Raw genomic sequence first — 21,592 nt, 5'->3', positions numbered from 1 at the left:
CTTCGCTGTCTTGTCACCCACTTCGAAAAAGAGAAAGTCGGGACCACCGTTCGTACTTCGCATATATTTCGAGACAGTCCCTTCAAGTTCACAACACACATCTGTGGGTGATAGTTCATCGATACCTCGTACAACACACTTCACTTCAGACTTGACATGAGGCTTAGTGAGATACCACGCGTCATCCCGATGAGAGACAGTGATTGTACCCTTCTTTCCCTGTTTCGCAACCCAACAAGAATCCATGTTTGGATATCATATCAATAGTACATATAGTTTGAGTCACTGTCACAGTTGATATGTACCAATCCCAAAATCCATTGTTTTGTACCTGTTGACGTCCTGTCTTATCAGACAAATCATCCAGCAAGAGATAATTCTAATCATCGCTGGGTGGAGCTATTCCATCCAGTCTTTCCCCAAACCGTAGACCTCAACAGAAGCATCTCCTTTCTTTGGCGTATCCACTCCAGTTGGACAGAACGTGCCGACGGTTCCCCTCCACACGGGTCTCTCTCGACCCACACCCAGTTCGCCATACAACCGTTTCCAGATGAGAGTCTTCTCGTATTCGTCTGCTTTGGGTGGGATGAAATCAAATACCGACTCACTCGCGATGAGAACGACTTTCTTTTCCATCCGAGATAGTGCGACGTTGAGTCGGTTCGGATTTAACAGGAATTTCGATTCGCCACGGACGTAGTCCGGGTCACTCGCTGTCGTCGAAATGAAGATCGTTTCTCGCTCTCCCCCTTGGAACCGCTCGACAGTATCCGAGAGTGCTTTCGTTCCAACCAGATCTCTGAGCCTCGATTTTTGTGCGTTATGTGGAGTGACAATCCCCACTTCGTCAGGGTCTGCTTCTGGGAGCCCGTCCAGCAACGCTTCAATAAGAGCGACTTCAGTCAAATTAGAGTCTTGACTTCCTTTTTCGCCGTGAACTACCAGCGTTATTGGTCGTTCCGAATCCATCGCTGCGGCGACTCCCGCGGTACTCGTGTCTACACAATCCAAGAGATCCTCACGTTTTGAGTAGAAGTCGATTCCGTCCTGTTGATAGACGAGTCGTCTGAGGAGTTCTGCGGTTACACGGTGGAATCGATAAGACTGCTCGAGTCCAATAATGGGGATTGCGTCCCCGATGTTCGGCGATTCTCGGTGAATGCTTTCAGTCTCATCAAGGTCTCCACGGAGGAACCGAACGAAGTTCAGCGCAGACATGAACGGGATGTTCTCTTCGATGGTCCGGCGGTCTTCGCCCTCCCATTCGTGTTTTTGCACCGGTTCCATCTGTCTGTGGTCCCCCACCAACAGCGTCTGGCTCGTGGATTTGAGGAACGAGGCGGGAAGAAGGAACTGTGGCAGGTCGATCATACTCGCTTCGTCGACGACGAGCAGGTCGAACAGCGGAACACCTGCTTCGAGCAGTTGTTCCACACTGTTCATCGGCAGCATCGCCGTCGATTTCGCGAACTTATCCAGTGTGCTCCGGATGGATGACGGTGTCCCCAGTAAGATGACGTCCGTCTCTGAGAACAAGAGCTCTTCAAACCGTTTGATGTCATCTCTTCCGTGATAGTGGCAGTACTCGACACCAGGGAGGTCCTTTCCGATTTGACTTGGGTTCGAGACCAGTCGGACGAACACGACGTCATCCAGGTTTCCAGTCGTTTCATTGTATGCATGCCAGTGTTCCGACACTGAATCTCGGACTTCGTCGATAGCGGTGTGAGAGGGAGCAGTCACAACACCCAAAAATGACCCACTACGTTGAGCACGTAATGTGTGCTCCCAGAGTCTAAGTCGCCACAACAACGCTGGTGCGAGCGTGTACTTCGTCTTCCCAGTCCCAGGTGGACCCTGAAGGACTGCAAGTGGTGGTTCGGTCTCCTCGACGAAATCACGCTGTTTCCCCTTTGGCGAGTTGCCGATTGCCTTGCTGTACTCCTCGTAGAACCTCGCTAGTAGATCAGTATCAGCCTCCCAAATCGAGTCGCCAAACTCGGTTGCTAATCCACTCTCGAACGCCGTGTTCAGACGTTCATACAGCGGTTTATTTTCGGCGTAGTCAAGCCCCGTTCGTGCGTACTCTTGAACGTAGCTGTCCGCCATCGGGTCGAGAATAAACAGCGCCCCCTCGTCGACGACGGTACACCACTCTTCGTGTTTAGAGACGACCTCCTGTTGGCTACGCACAGGGTACCGATGCGGTGTCCGGTACCGACTTTTCTGTGCGTCTTCTCGCTTGCTGAGTATCCAGAACCCTGAGCTTGCTGAGAGCGTTATGTGTCCTGTTTGGTGGTCGATTGACTCCACCGTCACCTGAACAGAATTCTCGATGTCGGTTGGAGAGTCAATCTGTTGTTGGATAAGTGCCGAGCCTGATTGCTTGAGTTGGGTCATGACCATCCAACTTCCGCTACCGCCACTGTCGGACCCTTTTACTTTTGTCCCACCAAGGATCTGCGACGGGTTCGCGAAGAACTCATCGTATGGGAGTGTACCAGTCACCGTGAGATCGTTCTTGTCTTTGACGACCTCGTCGACGCGAAAGAGGACCGACTGACCTGTGCGGACTCGTCGAAGCGGCGGTTTTAGATAGTGGTCGAAGTTCTCCTGTCTGTGTGTCGTATATTCGAGGTCAAGGTACTCTTGGCAGGCTTCCCAAAGCTGTCGGTCGTCGAGTCCGAAGTCAGGAAGCTTCGGTATGTTCAACGCCGGCTTTTTCAGATCGGTGTTTTTGTGCTCGATACTGCGTTCGATGTGGGCTAGCGCTTCACAGAGTTTGATGGCTAACAAGCGGACATCTGTATCGGTGATCCGGCGGCGCTTGGCGTCTGAATGGTATCGATAGTCGTCGAGTGAGCCGGGGCCTTCGTCTTCAGTGACGATCTCGCCGATATCCTCTAGCGCATCTCGAACACCCCAGACGTACTCCATCGGGATATTGTTACCATATCGGTTGAATAGTGGGTACTCACCGTCTCCCGTGTTTGGATCCTCACCAAGTAACAGTTTGATTCGATTACCACTATCTTCGTAAGGAACAGCACTCTCGAACAGGCCATCAGAGAACGTCGACCGGAGGTCGAACTTTCCGTGTTCACCCTCGACAATCCAATCGTCACCCGTGAACTGCCCGTGGCCCGCTCGTGTGAATTGTTTGGACGTTTGAATAAGCCCAGTTCCGGGGTATTTGAGCGCGAAACGTGTGGTCAATTCGTCGTGGACGACAGAGACCATCGGTTGGTCGAGTCCCTCTCGCAACCCTAACAAGTCACGGATTGCAGTACTCCCGAAGAGACTCGAATGTGTTCGAACCGCTTCGACGAGCGCATCGCGTTCGCCCCTCGTGTAAAAATACAGGTGAACAGGTGCAGTATCTGTTGATGAGTCGGCGTTAACCTCTTCAAGGGTTTTGAACAGGTCGAAGAAGAAGTCCTGCAGTAAGATTTCCTCTTCTTCTCGGCTTTCTTCCTGCCCAAATGAGAGGTCAGGTGTGACGTGAGAAAATGATTCAGTGTTCCCGTCTGGTCCGGCGATTCGAGCACCGAGTACAGAGATTCTGTTGCGAACGTAATCTTCCTGTACGAACAAGTAGACCCGAAGCAGTGAGCCCGTTGAATGCTCATCGGAGGGAAGCGTTCCGGGGCCACTTCCCTGGAGATACTGGACGTCGTCGAACTGCTCGTACGTCGGGTCGAGTTCGCTTCGGAGAACCTGTGCTCGTTGTCCTAATTCTTCGAGTTGGTTCCCTATTCGGCCAGCCGATTCGAGTTTACCGACAGTCTCCGAGTCATCGACATCAAGGGGTTCGTAGGCGGTCGGACCACGCCCCGATAATCGTTCGTACAACGTAGAGAGGCCGTCAAGTGAATCGATGCCGTGAGCCTGCAATTTCTGTTGGTCGCCCTGTGTGAGATTCAACAGTGCAGGGTCTTTCGACTCGATAGCTTTCGTAAAGCAAATTTGGTGGAATGGGCAACCATCACACTTCTGTTCGAGTCGGTAGCCAACGTCATTGAACCCGGCATCGTAAAGTTTGTGTAACTCACCATCACGACGGAGCAGTCGATTGAGCTCTATGACCCTCGGTTCTGTCTCAAAAGGGGATACCTCGGATAGGTCGATTTCTGCGAGATTTGACTCACGGTTAATCACTGCTGCCTGCGCCTCGTGCTCGACCCCGAGATTGGTAGCGAGGTCGTCCAAGAGCATGCTGTAAACAGTTGCTTGTAATTGGTGAGATGTTTTTTCGCTCCACGACGACTTGACTTCGAGTACTTTCGTTCGGACGCCAGTGGAAGTACTTTCTATGAGAACGATATCTGCGTAGCCTCTGATATCCCAGACACCGACTTGCCCGACCATCGGTGGCTGGAACAGGACGTATAGTTTCTCTTCTTCGGACGCACGCGAAGCACGGGAGAGGTATTTCACGACGAGAGTCTGGTTGCGTTCGTCCCACGCCTGTTGAAATGGAGAGTTACAGTCGTATTCGTGGGGGTCAGTCCACATCTCATCGAGGGCAACGGGGTTGTTATGGTCTTCTGGAAGTCCGACAATCGCATCAGCAACATCTGCGAGTGCAGCAAGTTGGTTTGCTTCAAACGCAAGGCCAACTTCCCCAAGAAAGGAGCTCAGGCTATTTTTTTCGTACCACTGACGCTCACCTTTGACCTCCGTGTCGATGAATTTGAGACGAAAGTACCGGGGGCAACTGGACAGTCGAACGTACTGGCCAAGTGCATGCGGTGAGAGCGAAACAGATGGCCGAGCGGGCTCCTCGGTCATACTGTGAAAAATATCCGCCTAGAGATAAGTTTTGTTAACGGGCACACCCTCAGTGAGAGAATTCACTTATAGAATTATCAAATTACTAGAGTATTCATATAGACATGGTAGAATCGAATAAAGTTTTAAATGCGGTTGTGTGTTAGGCGAATTAACTAGAGAAACAGAGACACGCAAATTGAGTGGTATCAATCATCACACCCCCAACAGCCCCAGGAATGAGAATATAAGAGCAACGTATTGTATCTAAAATTTGGATTGGCCCTTCGTATTCATCTATTGCAAACATTTATATTCATCTGCAAGAATAGTATTAGTGTAGGGATTCATGGGACTGGCAAATTTATCTGAAACATCCGGGCCAAAATTGGTCGTTATCAAAGACCCAAAGGTTGGGAATCACACACATGAAGAACGGGCACAGTTGCGCAGTCTTCCGCTTCTCGAAGAATTCGGGTTCGGCAGATTTCTCCACACTCCATTGTGGGAAAGTGGTTTCAAAATTGTTGATTACGAACATCTTGACCCAAACGGACTCAACACTGCAGACCTTTCGTATCCAGTTGTTCATACTGTCAGCAGCGCAGGGTTGACAGATTATCCAATCGACCACAACGGGATCGAACGTATGGGCGAACAGCATCTGATGCGTGAGATACTACGTTCACGAGGTGACAACGACATCTACGTCATCGTCACCGACACGAATGCCCCAAAGACTCCGGCATACGACCAACAACGCCCGATAAACGATGAATTTGGCCCAATTACGACGATCAAGTATCCGAATCTACTGGAGCAATATGTGAGAAAGAACCTCGATTCTGCGATCCCGTTCAGCGAGACACGGAATTACTTTTTCCACGAGGTTTCGGACCATCACCGGTCAGTTGGAGCACCCGCAGATACTCTTCCGGCGCTGTTCGATTATCAACAAGCGCCACCAGACAGTCGCGTCTGGGAACCACTGTACTACTTCGTCGAACACGACCTCGAAAACGTCCTCACCAAGTACACCGAGCGGATGCGCGAGACGCTTCGTTCGTGGCTTGAACGGGATTACGTCCAAAAGATTGCAAATGAGATGGACGCAATGCTCGTACAGTGTGATTTCGACGTTGAAGAACTCGACAAGCAACGAGAGCGGAACGCAGCACTTTACGATAATGACTGATTTCAAACACAACAACGACAAACCGAGTGCCCTACTAACAGGGTACAGTACTGTTAGAGGGGCCGAATTAAAGGCGATTTACAAAACACTCGAGTCACAGGGTGAAGTCCCTGTTTCGACGTTAGAGAAACGATTTGGCCGCCCGATGACGAGCGGCTACGAAACCGAACATATCGACCAGTCGCTGAAATTTTTACGTGCGATAGACATGGTCGATGTATCCGCCCAAAACGTCGTGTCACTCTCGAACGAAGACGTGTACTCCTCCCTCTCGTTCGAGGCACGTGTCCTACACCATGTTCGGAAACAGCCCGGTAAACAGTATCATCTGACCTATATTTTCGACGTACTTGCTAAACAAAATTGTCGCCGGGTTACTGAGGAGAATCTACTCGAAGCGGTGAAAGCAGATTCTGATCGGTCGTTCGACCTGACGTGGCGGGGTGAAAAAATACGAATGTGGGCAAACCTATTCGATCCGCTCGGAGCGATTTCCTACGTCAACGATGCGACCGATCTCGATGAAAACGAAATCATCGCTTCCCCGACGCGAGCACTCATGTACGAGCTGCTAGCGTGGTACGCCGAGAACGGTGAAGACTCCAAACGTTTCGCACGTGCGCTGAAGTGGATCGACGAGGAGTTCATGCCGGTGTTTGCTGACCGGCCTGGTGTTCCAAAGCTTGCTGCGGGCGTCGCAGACGTGCTCAACGACATCGAAATGGAAGGTGCCATTTCGCTCCAGACGATGTCGGATGCCGGAATTGTTGCGTCACTTCCGCGGTCAAACGGCGCCCCACGAAACGTAGCAACCTACACTGTCGAATCGCTTCCTGACCGACCCGCATACTGGTACCCGCTCGACCGTAACGAGCGGAGGCTTCGAACATGAGTACATTCCCTAAAACCTGGTCTCTCGACGTCGTCAACGAGTACATTAAACAAGAGTCCCAACAGAAGACACCCGAAGTCTTCCTCGAGACACACATCCCAATTCAGAAGATTAGAGCAGAGACTCTCGTTGGATACGCTAACGACTTCATCTCTGACGAGGAGCTTCTCGAATACATTCTTTCGAACTCGGCCCCTTCGAGCCATGAAAACAAAATCTACATGCTGAAAGGGGAGGTCGGGAGTGGGAAAAGCCACCTCTGCCAGTGGCTCGAATACCGGATTAACGGCCGTGGTGGTGAAAAAGCACCAGGTGCCGAAAACCACGTCGCAATTCACATCTCGAGAAACAATACCCGTATTAGCGGTATTCTCGACAAACTCTACGAGCACCTCGACGAAGATCGAGAACCACTCGACGACGTCGTTACACTCGATCCTGAAGACCTTGCAGACTTCATTATTGCCGGCCTGAGAACGTTCGACGCAAAGAAGTTCAGCGACTTCGACCTCAAAAAATTCCTCGAGGACAACTCGAACAAGAGTGACTTACGCGGTGTTCTTACCGCTAATATCCGCGAGTATCAAGATGCGGTCGTACAGGAAAGCAAAGAACAGCGAATCGACCTCCTGACAAAAAAGGAGTTCAAGAAGCTTTGTTTCAACGTCTTTGGGGACGCATCGTACGCAGAGGATGTCTACTCGGCAGTTCGAAACGCCATCCACAGTCGTCTCCAGAAGAATATCGGCATCGAAGACTTCCGAGGGGAACTCCTCGAGATTGCCAACAAGTACCAGGAGAATGGTGTTCGTCCAGTCCTCATCTGTGAGGACGTTACCACCTTCAACTTCCTGAAAGACGACTTCATGGACACCATTTTCCAATTAGGAGACGGTGGTGAAGAACTGACGAGCGGGTTCGACGTCGTTCTCGGATACACGACCGGGTGGGAAAGTGAAAATGCAGACGACGCATTGACTGCCGGCGGCCTGTCGCACATGATTCAACGTGCAGATGGGTATCTCCGACTCACCAACGACGATGGCGAGGCATATTTCCTCGAAGAAGGGGCGATGCCCGTCCAACTCGTCGAAAACTACCTGCAGGTCATTAACGAACGCTCGGATATCGAAACCGACGTCGACGTCGGTGCCTTCGAAGATCTCTACCCGTTCAACAAACGCTTCGTCATGCGGGCGTACAAACACCTTGAGGAAGACGGAAAGATACAGCAGACACCAAGACTGCTGTTGTACCACGTTATTGGGGATTGTCTCCGTTCAGACGTCCCACCACATGAACAGATTGACGGAAATACCTACATCCGCGATTTCGCGACGCCGATCTCTTCAGAGGGCCTCAGTTACGAGGCACAACGATTGGTAAAGTGGTACGGTCAGGTGTCGCCTGAGGACGATAAGCTGGTCGTCGTTCCGCGAACGTATTTCGAAACCTTCGATGTCGGGATTCCGGACAGTGCTACGGTCACAGACGACGAAGTCCAGTTCTCTGTCCTCTACCCGACACCGCAATGGACGGTTCACGATTCTGAGCTCAAACCAGTCTCTCTTGACCCACCGGAAGACCCACCAGAAGACCCACCGGAAGACCCACCAGAAGACCCACCGGAAGACCCACCGGAAGACCCACCGGAAGACCCTCCGGAAGACCCACCAGAACCTCCGGAGCAACCGAAATCTGGAAACGGAGAACGTATCGCACAGTTCCAGAGTTGGTACGGTGGCGGCGGTGACTTCCCGAGTGCAAACCGACTCCGAGAAGGTGTACAGACTGCACTCAATCGGTTCCACGACCCAACTCGACTTGCAAACGAGAATTCGACAGCGGAGAAAGCTGCGGGATTCTACTATGCAACGGGCAGCGATGTCCCAGTCGAGATTCGCGGAGCAGACGCAAAAAAGAACATCGGCATCACTGTCACCCACAAACCGGAGGGGCATGCGGGTTACGAGCGGATGCTTTTGAACATGATGCGCTATGGACTCGATGAGGAGTTCCCTGAAGAGACGAACTTCGAAGCAATCCGAGCGTGGACCGACGACAAGGTCGTTGGACTTCGAAAACAGATGCGAGACGACATCGAAGCGTGTCTGCCCGGAATGACCATTGAGGAGTTCATCGTCCTTGCTCGCTTCCTACTGTTCAATAGTGCCCAAGGGGTAGACGAAATTACCCGCGAGTTACTGTTCAGTGACCCCGATGAGTTCAGTACGCCGGATCACTCTCCGTTCAAGTGGGACCAGTCTACGTTCGACCTCTCGAAGTCCCTCATAGAAGGCTTCAACAACATGTCGATGAGGCGGACAGACATCGCTCAGTTGTCCAGAGGCTACTTCCTACTCAAAAAGAACGTTGTCGATGACGAACGACTCGCTCCAGCAATACGAGCGGTCTCGAATGATTTGGACGGTTATCTGGATGCAGCAGCCCAAATATCTGCGAGCGACTTGCCTGATGGTTACCGAGTCGGTACGACCAGAAGTGGTGCGACAGTCCGAGCAGAGACTCTCATGACGAGTGTCTCAGAGTACGCAAATGAAATGCAGAAACTAGAGGTCTCGTTCGATTCCGGCGTAATCAAGAAAGACATCGATACGGTCAGACCACTGTACAGTATGGACCACACACCGGCAGACCTGAAAAATATGTACGACCGCCTGTGTGACAGTATCGGTCCCACTGAGTTGAATCTTAAAGAGCGGTGGGAAAAAGTCGGTGAGATGTTAGAGGAACGTCCAGGGTCGCTCAAACTCAACGAGTTCGGGCAGACACTACGGACCTTCGATGACATCGATCCAGACAACGGTCTCGAAGTAATGACGCTCATGCATCAGTACAACGAGAGTCGGGCAACACAGAAAGCCTGGACGGTTTACGAAACGCTCGATGAAATGCTGACTGCTATCGAGCAAATCGATGGCGCTGACAAGAACGAGTTCAATTCGCTCGTTCGCGAGTCAAGTGAGTTTACGACTTTCCAGACGAAGCGCAGTTCTGTGATGAATACCCTTGGAGGTATCTAACATGTCCACGTTGGTTAACAACTCTCTGCTAGACAAAGTCGAAGCGTGCGAGGAAAAGTCGAACAACATCGCGGTTGCCAAAAACACAGAAGCAGAGGTTGAATCCGCAACGAGGGACATCAGACGACTCAATCAGAAGCTGGAGACCCTCGAAGGGACAGCCAAAGAACTCGCCTTCCATGTCGCTGTTCTCGAGAAGGTTTTCGATGACACGGCCCCAGCAGCGGTCAACCGGGCTATTGAAACCGCTGAGCAGGCCGCCGACATCAGTGACGACGTACTCATCGAGCACGCAAACAAGGGTTCTATCGTCAGTCTAGAGCAGGCAGTGGATGACGCAGAAAGCCAACTTGGGACAGCAACCGACAAAACAATCACGAAGATAGACGGCACCCACCGAGATGGATGGAAAGCTAAACTGTCGTCTGCCCGTGAATTGAACCAGATTATCGGTGGTGGCGACAACGAGTTCATCTCGTTTATCGACACGATGCGTTCGTTCTTGGACCAGAGCATTCGCAACACTCAGGAGAACCCTCACTCACTTGCTGTCCGGTGGGATAGCCTCACAGACCGGTGGGAACAAAACACTGAGAAGCACGGGTGGGAGGCATTCCAAACCCAACATGAGCTCAAAGACAAGACCATAGAAGAGCTCAAAAGATTCACCGACGACAAGCCGGTTCGCCTGTCCGACCTCTCGATGGAGACGCTGCGCGAGGTAAAACAGGTTCCCGAGCTCGAACAGGCGCTTCAACTCGAACTTCGAAAACGATGAAAGATCCAGCCAAACGCGCCGAGGAAGTCAAATCGGCATACGAGTCGTACATCATCGGGAACAAAGGCAAGGCCGCTCGGAACGTCTATCACCGGTTCCAGAACACGGAAACAGACGAGACGTTTGTCGGGTCACGTGGCCCGTTCATGCAAGCACTCGATATCCCGAATTGGAGCGATCAACCGTGGGAAGAGTTCTCAAACGAGGCCAGACTCCACCCGCGGGTTCGACATGCCTTTTCGTCACTGGGGTTCAAGCGCCTGTACGATTTCCAAGAGCGAGCAGTCAAGGCTGTTGCTGACGGTGACGATACCCTCGTTACCGCAGCGACTGGTCGAGGGAAGACTGAGGCGTGGCTTCTCCCCATCCTAGATTATATTCTTCGTGCGAAGGAAGGAGAAATCGAGGGATGTGACCCACAGAGCGTCAAAGCGTTGCTCGTCTATCCGACAAAGGCACTCGCCCAAGACCAGCTCAAGCGCCTCATCGAATATTTGTACAGAATAAACGGTGAGTTGCCGAAGCGAAAGCGCATCACCGTCGGGATCTACGACGGCGACACCCCTACACACAAAGGCGAAGGTGGGGCTGAAGGCTATCTCCGGTCTTCGTTTAAGTTCTTTGAGTGTCCTGGCTACAACGAGGAACTGGCGAAGTGCCGAGGCTGTAGCAAGAACCTCCGGGTTACTCCTGACTCTGGCCGGTTTACCGTCAAGCCAACCAAGCAACAGTGTGAGTCGGATGTTCCGCTCGACTTCATCCACCTCACCAAAAACGACGTCCTCGAAGAACACGTCGACATCATCCTCACGAACCCGGACATCATCAATTTCCGGGCGATGAACGTCAACGCGACCAGCGAACAAGACGCGTTCATTTACGAACCAGACTTCCTCGTGTTCGACGAGGTTCACACCTACACAGGACTGTTCGGAAGTTACACATCGATGCTAGTCAAGCGCCTCAGGGCGCTTCGTCGAGAACGGTTTGGCGACGATAACCTACAGGTGGTCGCGAGTTCCGCAACCGTCAACAACCACAACGAACTCTTCCGAAAAGTCGCAGGCACCTCGGATATTACACACGTCGACGAGAATCCACGGACGTTAGACCCGATACGCCCCGATTCGATGCCCGAGGTTCTCTCGAACGTCCAAATCGATGAAGAGTCGCTCATCCAGATGGGTCGCGACCAGAGTGTGACTCCGCCAGCACTTGCCGACAGGGCGTTCGTCGTTGACGGACACGAAGAGCTCAGTCGGAACGAGGTCGCAGAGGCTGTTCGCGAACAGGTGTTCGAATTCGTGACCACACCAGAGCCGTCTTCGGCCGCAGTCCAAGCGATTCAATACGTTCACGGAGTCCTTCGTGAGAAACCCCAAACCCGTGAACAGTTACTTGCAGAGCTTACTTCGACGTTCGATCTCACAGACACACAAGCAGAACAAACGCTTGCCAACGTCAGGACGATCGGTGAATTTTCTGGGCTGCTCGAAAATCGCACACACCTCTTTTCATGGCCACTCGACGGGTTCTATTCGTGTGGTCGATGCGATGCGGTGTATCGGTCGCCGCGCGGATCGTGTGGCGAGTGTGGATACGACTTCGTTACACGGGCAACATACTGCCGGCATTGCGACGAGGAATCACTCGTCGCGTGGTACTGTCCCGAGTGCGACCAACTAGACCCGTACACCCCGACAGAACACGGTGGTCGCCGCGAAGACGAGCACACGTGTCAGCGGTGTGCTGTTGGCGGAAAGGAGGTCGATTCGTTGCGTGTGACGTTCCGTCCATGGCTCGAATGTAACGACTGTGGGTATGTCGGCAAGCGGAAAACCACAACGACCTGTGACAGTTGTGACTCACCGACTGCCCGAGTCAGTGCTGAGACCGCGGTCTGTGTCAACCCAGCGTGCGAAAAAGAGTATCCCGTGTCGTATGGATGTGATGTCTGTGGCTCGGATGAACTGGAGCCAAAACTGTCCGGTGAAACAGTCTCATGTCCCGATTGCAGTGAGACACACCACAGCGAAGATACCATCGTCGACTGTGACTGCGGCAAACGCGTCGTGAATACGCACTACCTCCCGTGGGTTTGCCGGAAGAAGGACAAGAAGTGTAGTCGGACATACTTCACCCAAACTCCACCAGACAAGTGTGAGTGCGGGTCACGGACGTTCGCTCGGGCGGGTCTGTTTGAACTCACACACCGGCGAGTGTGTCAAAATTGTGAGTCTGAAGTCGTTACCGGGTTTGAGTGTGGGTGTGGTAATCCCGAGCTCGTATCCCGGACCGTCGATGTCGATACCTACGGTATGTTCGATGCAAACGGTGGACTTCGGAGTCCCACGGACTTTCAGACTGGCGTGCCGTGTTACCACTCAGGAACGAGCTATCGTCGAAGCCGATATGACGAGCTTACCTACAGTTACGATAACTTAGCAGTCACCACGGCGCAGTACCTCCTTCGGAGTGTTGCTGAGGATGAGGGCTTCGAGTCTTCAAAGATGCTCTCGTTTTCTGACTCCCATCAAGACATGAAGCGCCTTCGACGCGACTTCGACGACCCTGAAGTCGAGACCGTACTCGATCAAGTGATCGTCACCAGTATGCTCGAGAGCGACGGTTGGGTCTCGCTCGAAGACGTCTTCGACCAAAGCTTCACCCAACTCGCAGAGTTTCAGGCACAACTCTCGACGACATCCGACGTCACCGAAGGCTCTGTGAACATCTTGGAGAAGTTGAAAGGAGGTCCACGGTACAGGTGGGACCCAGAAGAAGCAGTCAAAGACCGTCTTCTCCGACGAGTGCTTCCACACCGGTATAGCAAACGGTTCAGTGAGCACGATGACCCACTCTCTAAAGTTGGTGTCATCGACGTTCGTCTTGACCCAAGAATCGACTTGGATGCAGACGAGCGGTCGATCGTCCGCCAACTTGCCGGTGGAAACAGCCTCCACATCGACGCCCTCCGTGAGAACTCTGGGGTAAACAACCCGACACCAGTGCTCCAGGGGCTAGTCAATGGTGGTGTGCTGGAACACGACGAAGACGGTGGCTGGGTCTCACTGTCGCCGACTGCACTCGAAGTAACCGTCGCAGGCAACGGAGACAACCTGTGGTACGACCCACAACGGGAAGAGACATACTCCTCTCTCGAACACATGTTCAGTCTGCAGTCTGCCAAGTCCGTCACACTCGACACATCACTGAACGAACTTGCAGATCCTGAACACCCACGGTTCACCTATCGCGCGTACAGAGCAACGTATGCGGCGGCCATGTTGCTGTGGGCAGAGGAATATCTTGGATTAACAGATAAGCAAAAACGACGGAATATCGAGTACCTGTTCAAAGAGGGCAAACATCCACACTTCCTCTCATCAGGTCCCACGATGGAAGTCGGGGTCGACATAGGTGGACTCGACTCGCTGTTGCTGTTCGGAACGCCACCGAACATGAACGCCTATCTCCAGCGGGTCGGTCGTGCAGGCCGCCAATCGAAGTCTGCACTGGTCCACAGCATCAGCAAACGCAACCCAATCGACTACTACTACTACGAGAACCCTGTCGACCTGATCCACACCTCGTCAAAAGACGTCCCACTCAACGAACACAACGAGGAGGTCCTCCGCGTGTCGCTTTCGTGGGCCATCTTCGATTACATCGCCGCGAACTTCGCAATCCCGTGGGAGTTGAAACGAAAAGGGAACCGAACAACAATCAAAGGTGGCGACAGTTTCGTCCACCAACCGTCCGACGCAGACCTCGAAGGCTGTGCGAAATTCACCGCAGTTCGGGCACAGACGAACGAAGTACTCCAACTCGACACGCGCCGGTCGAAAGTACAGGTGTTAGATGAAATTGTCCACGATTACGCCGATGACATCGAGACGTATCTCTCTTCACTGCTCGATTATCGCTACTGTGAGCTCTGCGGCGAAAAGTACGACGCCGATGTAGACGAGACACGGTGTACAGCAGAAGATTGCTCCGGTCGAATCCAGTACGCTGCAACAAAATACGACGACCTCATAGAGGCCGCAGTCGAAGAGTTCGCAGACCACTATGTCTATCACTTCTTCAACTACACCGACGAGTTGTTCGAAGCACAAGACGAGTTGTACGAGCGGCGACGGTCGCTCCAGCGCGAGAGGAAGCGGTCACGAGACGATGACGAAGCAACTCGACTCTTAGACGAAGTAAACCGGATTCGAGCACAAGAGTCGGTCATCGACGACCACCTCGACTCGATTCGTCAGCAAAAGTACAGTGAGTTCCTCCGGACGTCGCGACAGAGTAAGTTCGCGTTCAACATGCGTTCGATTTCGTCGACCGTCGAAACAACACTGGTTAAAGAGGATTATGCCAGAGAGCAACTCGGCGATAACAATGGCCGTGAAATGCGAATGGCCATCAAAGAGTTCCATCCTGGTGCTGCGTATCTCCACGAGAATCAAACATACGTGGTTGCCCGTGCGAAGTACGACCAGTTCTCCTCTGAATCGGTTCGGTCGGTCGTCGACGAAACAGCGGGACACGACCAACTCGCCGAAGAGTTGGTCTGCCCAGCATGTCACTCGGCGTATCCCTTGGACGCAGAGACCTGTTCGTGCGATGCCGATGTGCCATTGAAACCACGTCGGCTCGCCGTTCTCGATTCGGTAACGGCGTATCGAGAAGACCTCTCGTCGTCTGTTGGTGATTCGTTCCGCGCACGTGAACTTTACGCAGACCCGGATGCAGGCATTCAAGCGACGTTCACTGACCGCGACACGACAGTCCTCTCGTTCGATACCGTCGACGAGTTTGAACTCGAAGACGAGAGTGGAAATCGAGTCGGCACTGTCGAATACGGGGAACTGGACGTCCTCGTCCACGCCGAGAGCTATCGAGTCAAGTACAGAAGCGGGAGCATCGACTCGCGTGAGACGCTCTTCGAACGATGTGGTCACGAGAGTTGTGACGGCGTCATCAAACGTGACCCCGAAGACCACAGTGGCCGGTGTACCGCAGACCCGGACCACCACCCTGATGACTACGAAGCGCCGTCTGAGTTCGTCCGACTCGGATACGGATATAACACCTATGGCCTGCGGGTTCGCCTTGACGACGATGAAGGCGAAGCAACACACGCACTCGTCCACGGATTCCGTGTTGCACTCCAGTACCTCGGTGGGGTCGATGTGCGCGAACTCGGCGAGAGTATCGACGACGAGACGATGTATCTGTTCGACTCACAGGAAGGTGGTGCACAAATCACCCGACTCCTCGTCGAAGCAGATGACGACGAATTCAGGAATTTCGAAGAAGCAATCGACCTCATCGAAGAGCACTTCCAGTGCAAGTGTGACAGTGGGTGTCCGCTCTGTGTCTTCCAGTACGGGTGTGACACCTACAACGACCCACAAACGCTTGCTCGCAACGACGTCTCTGCACTGCTCGATCACGGGGTCACACTCGCGGCCGATTCCAGCAACTAACCGCGAACTAGTTCGACTTTTTTGCTTTAATAGACAATCGAGTTGGTTGTCCTGAGTTCCAAACCCTGAACTTAGGGTTCGTACTTTTCCGCCTGTTCAGTAACCAACTTCTTTAGCGCATCTTTCGATTTAAGCGTCTGGTTGTGACCAACGATTAGGATGTCCTCTGCCGCCGAAAAGAGCGCATAGAGCGTCTCTGGGTCGGTCAGCGGTGGGTGAAGAATGCCTGCATCGTTCGCAACTGCGAAACTGACAATTGCCCGGTCTGCGATATCGCCGTCAAGTTCCTGAGCGAGTTTGACAGGTATGTCGAGTCCTTGTTCTTCAAGTCGGAACGCCAGTTCATTTGCGTGTGCTTCGAATGGCGTGACGATGTAGTCTGGGTCGTAGTCGTCGGCGACTTGTGCGACAATTCGTGCCTCGATACGGTTGTACAGGAACGTCTTCGAGAATGCAGGAATTGTGTCGGCATCTGCATGGATGACGATGCGGTGGCTGTCCGATTGCATATCACCCTCAAGAGGTTCTTTCGACGTCAGATACAGTGGCGTGCCGTCGAGCAGAACTGATCCTTCTGGGCTGGGGAGATTGGTGGCATCGAGGTATTCTCTGTCAATAAACGTCTGTTGAATCTCGAACGGGTTTGCACTCGTGTGGCTAATGTCGAAGACGAGTTTCTGTGGGGCACCGGAACCACGTCGTACACGGACAGATGCATTGAGTGTTATCTCGCTCGCATCAGTGGATTCTCCGCCAGAGATACCCAAAAACGAGAGCGTCGAGTCTAGTTTCTCGAATGGATCGTCTCTGAAGAGTTCACGGATGAACGCATTTCCTTCCCCATCGAACTGGAGACTCGTGGCCCCATCTGCGGGTATCGATGCGTATCGCTCATATGCTCCCTCGAAGTACGACCGATTGAGGCCGTGCTCACGAGCCTCAGAACTGACCATTTTCGGGCCGTGTGCCCGCTTGTCCCCGACAGTGACGACCCGGTCGGCAACATCGCGTAGGTACAGATACACAGGCTCTGTCACCTGTTCAGCCCCGAGGATGACGACGACGTCGAAGAACCTCTTCGAGTGGTCTCGGTCACCGTAGCCACCTTCTGCGAGGTCGTGGAACGTGCCAGTCCGAACTGCATACTGGAGTGACGACACGAGTGTTCGCGACTCGAGTAGACGTTTTTGAATTTCCGCTCGACGGAGACCGGCGTGGATGGTGTCTGAGCCAGTCGAAAAGTCATCGAAGCGGTAGTTCGGGCCATCTGGTGTCGCTCGATGAGCGATTTCCACTTCTTTTGGTGACGTTCCTAAGATGAGTGCACGTCGCCCTGCTTCGGGGACCACTTCGTCTTCTTTTTCCGGATGTGGATACGCTGCAGTGGCGAGCGAGGACACCGTTTCGGCGAGTAAGGCAGTTCGGTCGCGCCGTGCCGGGAGGTCGACAAACACCTCGTCGCTGTCGAGGTGGTCAACGATGTCAGCAGAGTCATTCAGTTCGATTTCGCCTGCGAGTTCATTGCGTTCCTCGTACTCGAAGCCAGGCTTTGCGCCGGTCCGCTGTGCGTAGTCGAGATACGGGAGGTACTTTCGAGTCACGGTCTCTGCATCGAACCCGTACCACACTCGGTACGTCTCGGTTGGGTCCATGAACACTGGGTCAAGGTCTTCGAATCCGAAAACAAACCCACCATCTCGTCGTCCAAGGTAGGGGACGTACCGGCCAGTGCGTCCGTCGCTCTCGGGTTCGATTCTGACGATGTCGCCTGGCGTGAATGCAGAGACGACAGCAGAATCGCGATTGTAGACAATTGTATCCTGACTTGCACCAGAGAGTGAGAGTCCTGTGACGACCCGCCCAGTTCGAGCGAGGGCATCCTCATCGACGCTCGATAGGAGTTCCCCGGCAGTTTGCCGTGTCTCTCGCTCTTGTTGGAGAGCGCTCCGGAGGGCGTTATAGTGATCTGTGACGTCGGTATCGCGGTACGCCAGTCGTTGGCCACAGTCGTCGAATCGAGAGCACTCTGTCTCAACAGCACCCGACGGACTAAGCTCATAGCACGGCCATCGACGCTCGTCTTGACAGTAGAAGGTACATGCGGGTGAGAGCGTCTCTCCGGTCGAAGCATGAGTGTATCCGTGCTTGAATTCACACCCATCGCAGTCTCGGTTGTACGGTGACGGAGGGCCAAACGTATCACGAGAATCTGCGACCTCGTTTCGTGCCGCAAGCAACGTTGCCACGTCTTCAAGCTCGAGGGTGACTTGTTCTATCGACACCGTCTCAGAGTCTTCAAGGTTCGGATAAACGAGGTAGCCCGTTTGGCCCGTTTCGAGTCTTTCTTCGATTTGTTCTCCGACTTCGAGTTGCTCCAAGAGAAGAGCGAACAGGTACAATTTTAGTTGCTGTTTGTGTTTATCCTGTTTCGATTCGAAGAGTTTTCGCGTCGTCTTCAGGTCGTATGGGACGTCGTCTAGGATAATGTCGACAAACCCGTTATAACCGTATGCTGATGGAAGCCTGTGTTCGGTCTGTATTCTTGTCGCATTGGCAATGCGTTCGCAGAACGCCTCGGACGTGAACAGTCGAGCGGCAATCTCTTCGATCTGCTCTTTGATTTCCTTGAGTTTAATCCCAGCAAGCCCAATTTTCGCTTGTTCGATACTCAGGTGTTCTTCGATTATTTCGTCGGCGAACGCAACCGCCTCGTCTTCGGTCCAAGCGTTTGCTGCAAACTTCTCTGAATGGCCATCAACTGCATGCTCAGTGACGAGGTGAACTGCTGTTCCACGGAAAGAGTTCTTGTTCAGCGATTTGTTGTGGTAGGTCTTCTTGACGTACCGAAGGTAATACTCTCGCGGACAGGATTCCTGTGTCCGAATCTCACTTTTCCCGATCTGGATGTCCGGCTCTCGGATGAGGACTGAAGTGACGTTGATGAAGAGCCGTTGGCCGTTTTTCGACGTCAGTCTCGGGATACCCCGAACGAGGACTGTCTCCCCGCGTCGAAGGTGTGGAACATTATTTTTCCCTGTCGACAACGCATCGAGGACAGCTGAATCCGTTTTCGAGAGGTCGGTGAACCCATCTTCGGTTGGTTCTTCAAGCCAGAACGACAGCATCGTCGGCAACTCGAGGTTCCCACTCGGGTCTGCGACCTCGTACATCACTTTCTCACCGCCAGTTTCCCCTCGTTTCGGGCTTCCGATAACGCGGCATTTGACAGTGACTTCGTTTCCACCGAATCGTGCATATTCGTCTGTGATTTTCGCTAAATTATGCAGCATATGAAGAGACCTCCTTGAGAAGTCGTCGGTTGAGCAACTGTGCTTGGTACTTCATCCCGTGAACACAGTTCGGTTCCTCTGCTTCGATACAGTCTGGACAAGCAGTGACACACTGGTGGGTGAGTTCCTCTAAGCGCTCGCCGAGCTCTGAGAGGTCACGCCCCTTATCGTCCTCAGCAAACCGTCGGTAGGTCTCTCTAACGCGTGGGTCACGGAAGATGTGGTGGTCTAGATGGAGCAAGATATCGACTGCCCGGGGGGTGCGTTCTAATTGGTCTTCGACAATTGCGTATTCGGCGGCGACGTACGCGTAGAACCGCGCAGTTTCTCGTGTCTCGAACAGGGCCTGAATCCGGTTTTCGATGTGTGACGTGAGGTCGTTCAAGTTGTACATACCTTCGTCGTCGATGACCTGGTCACGAATCGCAGTAATCTGCGCTTGGAATCCTGTCGGTTCGCCGTCCTCGCCTTCATTCTGTTCGTTTGTGTCCGTATCAAATTCGGCCCGTGTCGACTCGTGAAAGAGGTCGTAGAGCACGTCACCGCTCGCTTCGGTGAGGACTTCGAGCACAGTCTGATCTGCTGCAGCAGTGTGACAGGCCGCCTGCTTGCCGACACCAGTGTCGAGGTCGATATTTGGGCTATCGTTGATGTGGTCGTGTACTTCATCTGCGATGCCTGCACCGCCTTGAATCGAGTCGTAGATACCAAGGCGTGCGTGGTCGTCGGACCGTCCTTGGAAGTTCGTGTCGTACCACAACTCGAACGACCCACCAGCGGAGGTCTCATCTGTTGCCCACGTTGCTAATCCGTGTTCGACAGAGTGGACGAATACTTCTTCTGCAAAGTCAAGGAGCGTCTCCTCGTCGGCGCATTCTGAGAGAATACCGTGAACGACCTCCTCATGTGAGTCGACAACGTCAATCATCGCGGACTGTGGTGCGGGGTCGTATCCCATCAGACACAGTGGCCCCTGTTCGAGACCCTTTCCGGGTTCGAGGAGTGCACGGAGTTGTTCGATAATCGTCTCGGTGTCAGCGTCAAAGACCGACGCAGCGAGTTCGGTCGTTCGACAACGAAAATCAACCCCGATGAGGTGGTTGATAAACGGCTCTACTTGGAAGACGTTCTCTAAGGCACCCTCCTCGAAGAACAGTTTGTCCCAGACAAGTCGGTGTGCGAGCGAGAACTGGAGATCGCGTCGTAGTGCTGGATGCTCATCAAGGACTGCCTTCACGCGCTGTCGCACCGTCTGGCGGTCGATATTGAATAAGAGCAACTGGCTTCGCTCGTTGCTGGCGACGAACGCTCGTTTTTCGTCTTCGGTGTTGACGTAGTCAATGGTTCGCGAGAGCGTGTTGTTGTTCCTCTTTTCGTACAGCGTCAAAAGAGACGTGTAGTAACACCGGATGAATTCGACTTCATCTTCGTAGGCGTGTGAGACGAGTAGGTCGTTCCCGTCGGGGAGTGGTTCTTGCGGTGCCGATATGTCACTCTTCAGATGCCGGAACCACAGATAGTTGGTCGTCGGGTCACTCCGACCGAGCGGTAAATGCCGACCGAACGGGCTCTTTGCGGCGAAAATCGTCTGATAGTCAACACTCCAGTAATACTGAGTGTCTCGAGAAAGCCGCTTGACGTACATCGATTGCGGGATGTACACGACGACGTCGTCGACATCGTGGTCTAGGAGTGTGTACTCGTCGATGTCATCTCCGAGGATGTCGCTAAGCGGGTATTTCATTTTGAACTCGAACATCGGAGAAATATCGGCGCTACCCGGGTTATCGGGATTGAAATCCCAGTCACCTTGCCAGAGGTCAAACGCTTTCCAGCGTTTCTGGAAGCCACCCGGAAGAAAACTCCGGAGCATATGGTTGAGGTTCTCGACTTCCAGCGGTTCTTGGATGCTTCCATCCTCCTCGTCACCACGTTCGATTACTCTGACTGAGCCACCAATTTGCTCTGGAATGAACGAATTTGAGAGGATGAATGGTTCTTCTGCAACGGGGTCTACCTCGAATACGTTCGGTAGTGTGAGAAACTCGAATCCGAGCTCTTCGAGCAACTGCATGTGTTGCTTGATGCCCTCGATTCTGCCGATTAGTTCGTCGTCAGTGAGTTCAGATGTCAT

General features: G+C 53.0%; 8 protein-coding genes and 1 pseudogene. 5 read left to right on the top strand and 4 right to left on the bottom strand.

Annotation, left to right across the window (positions count from 1 at the left end; all coding sequences use genetic code 11):
* Positions 1-399 precede the first annotated feature (399 nt).
* Positions 400-3,243 carry a DEAD/DEAH box helicase gene (locus GJR98_RS17760; RefSeq protein WP_228717214.1) on the bottom strand — a complete coding sequence of 948 codons (2,844 nt, stop codon included), beginning with the start codon at positions 3,241-3,243 and terminating at the stop codon, positions 400-402.
* 732 nt (positions 3,244-3,975) lie between these two features.
* Positions 3,976-4,518 (bottom strand): annotated as a pseudogene (locus GJR98_RS18085) (PD-(D/E)XK nuclease family protein); the annotation flags it as partial.
* A 604-nt stretch (positions 4,519-5,122) separates the two neighbouring features.
* Between GJR98_RS18085 and GJR98_RS17755 the strand changes: the two are divergent.
* Genes GJR98_RS17755 through GJR98_RS16935 form a run of 5 tightly spaced genes read left to right on the top strand, consistent with a single transcriptional unit; the run spans position 5,123 to position 16,168 of the window.
* Positions 5,123-5,968, top strand: a complete 846-nt coding sequence (locus GJR98_RS17755) for a hypothetical protein (RefSeq protein ID WP_225316458.1) — start codon at positions 5,123-5,125, stop codon at positions 5,966-5,968.
* Positions 5,961-6,860, top strand: coding sequence for a hypothetical protein (locus GJR98_RS16950; protein WP_151139925.1), 900 nt, complete (start codon positions 5,961-5,963; stop codon positions 6,858-6,860). The genes GJR98_RS17755 and GJR98_RS16950 overlap by 8 nt, the downstream gene beginning before the upstream one ends.
* Positions 6,857-9,904, top strand: a complete 3,048-nt coding sequence (locus GJR98_RS18150; RefSeq protein WP_228717213.1) for a hypothetical protein — start codon at positions 6,857-6,859, stop codon at positions 9,902-9,904. Before GJR98_RS16950 ends, GJR98_RS18150 begins: the two co-directional genes overlap by 4 nt.
* Before the next feature lies 1 nt (position 9,905).
* Positions 9,906-10,682 (top strand): hypothetical protein, encoded by a 777-nt coding sequence (locus tag GJR98_RS16940; protein ID WP_151139924.1) that lies wholly within the window; start codon positions 9,906-9,908, stop codon positions 10,680-10,682.
* A complete protein-coding gene (locus GJR98_RS16935) occupies positions 10,679-16,168 on the top strand; it encodes a DEAD/DEAH box helicase (protein WP_151139923.1) in 5,490 nt (1,829 codons plus the stop codon). Before GJR98_RS16940 ends, GJR98_RS16935 begins: the two co-directional genes overlap by 4 nt.
* 71 nt (positions 16,169-16,239) lie before the next feature.
* On the opposite strand, the gene GJR98_RS16930 is transcribed toward GJR98_RS16935, so the two are convergent.
* Both GJR98_RS16930 and GJR98_RS17575 read right to left on the bottom strand, forming a co-directional pair.
* Positions 16,240-19,338, bottom strand: coding sequence for a PD-(D/E)XK nuclease family protein (locus GJR98_RS16930; RefSeq protein WP_191965521.1), 3,099 nt, complete (start codon positions 19,336-19,338; stop codon positions 16,240-16,242).
* Between the two features lie 109 nt (positions 19,339-19,447).
* The coding region (locus GJR98_RS17575; protein WP_191965520.1) for a hypothetical protein at positions 19,448-21,592 on the bottom strand (2,145 nt) is incomplete at its 5' end.

Source organism: Haloferax marinisediminis (assembly GCF_009674585.1).
Lineage (GTDB): Archaea > Halobacteriota > Halobacteria > Halobacteriales > Haloferacaceae > Haloferax > Haloferax marinisediminis.
This window is presented reverse-complemented; position numbering and strand designations above follow the sequence as displayed.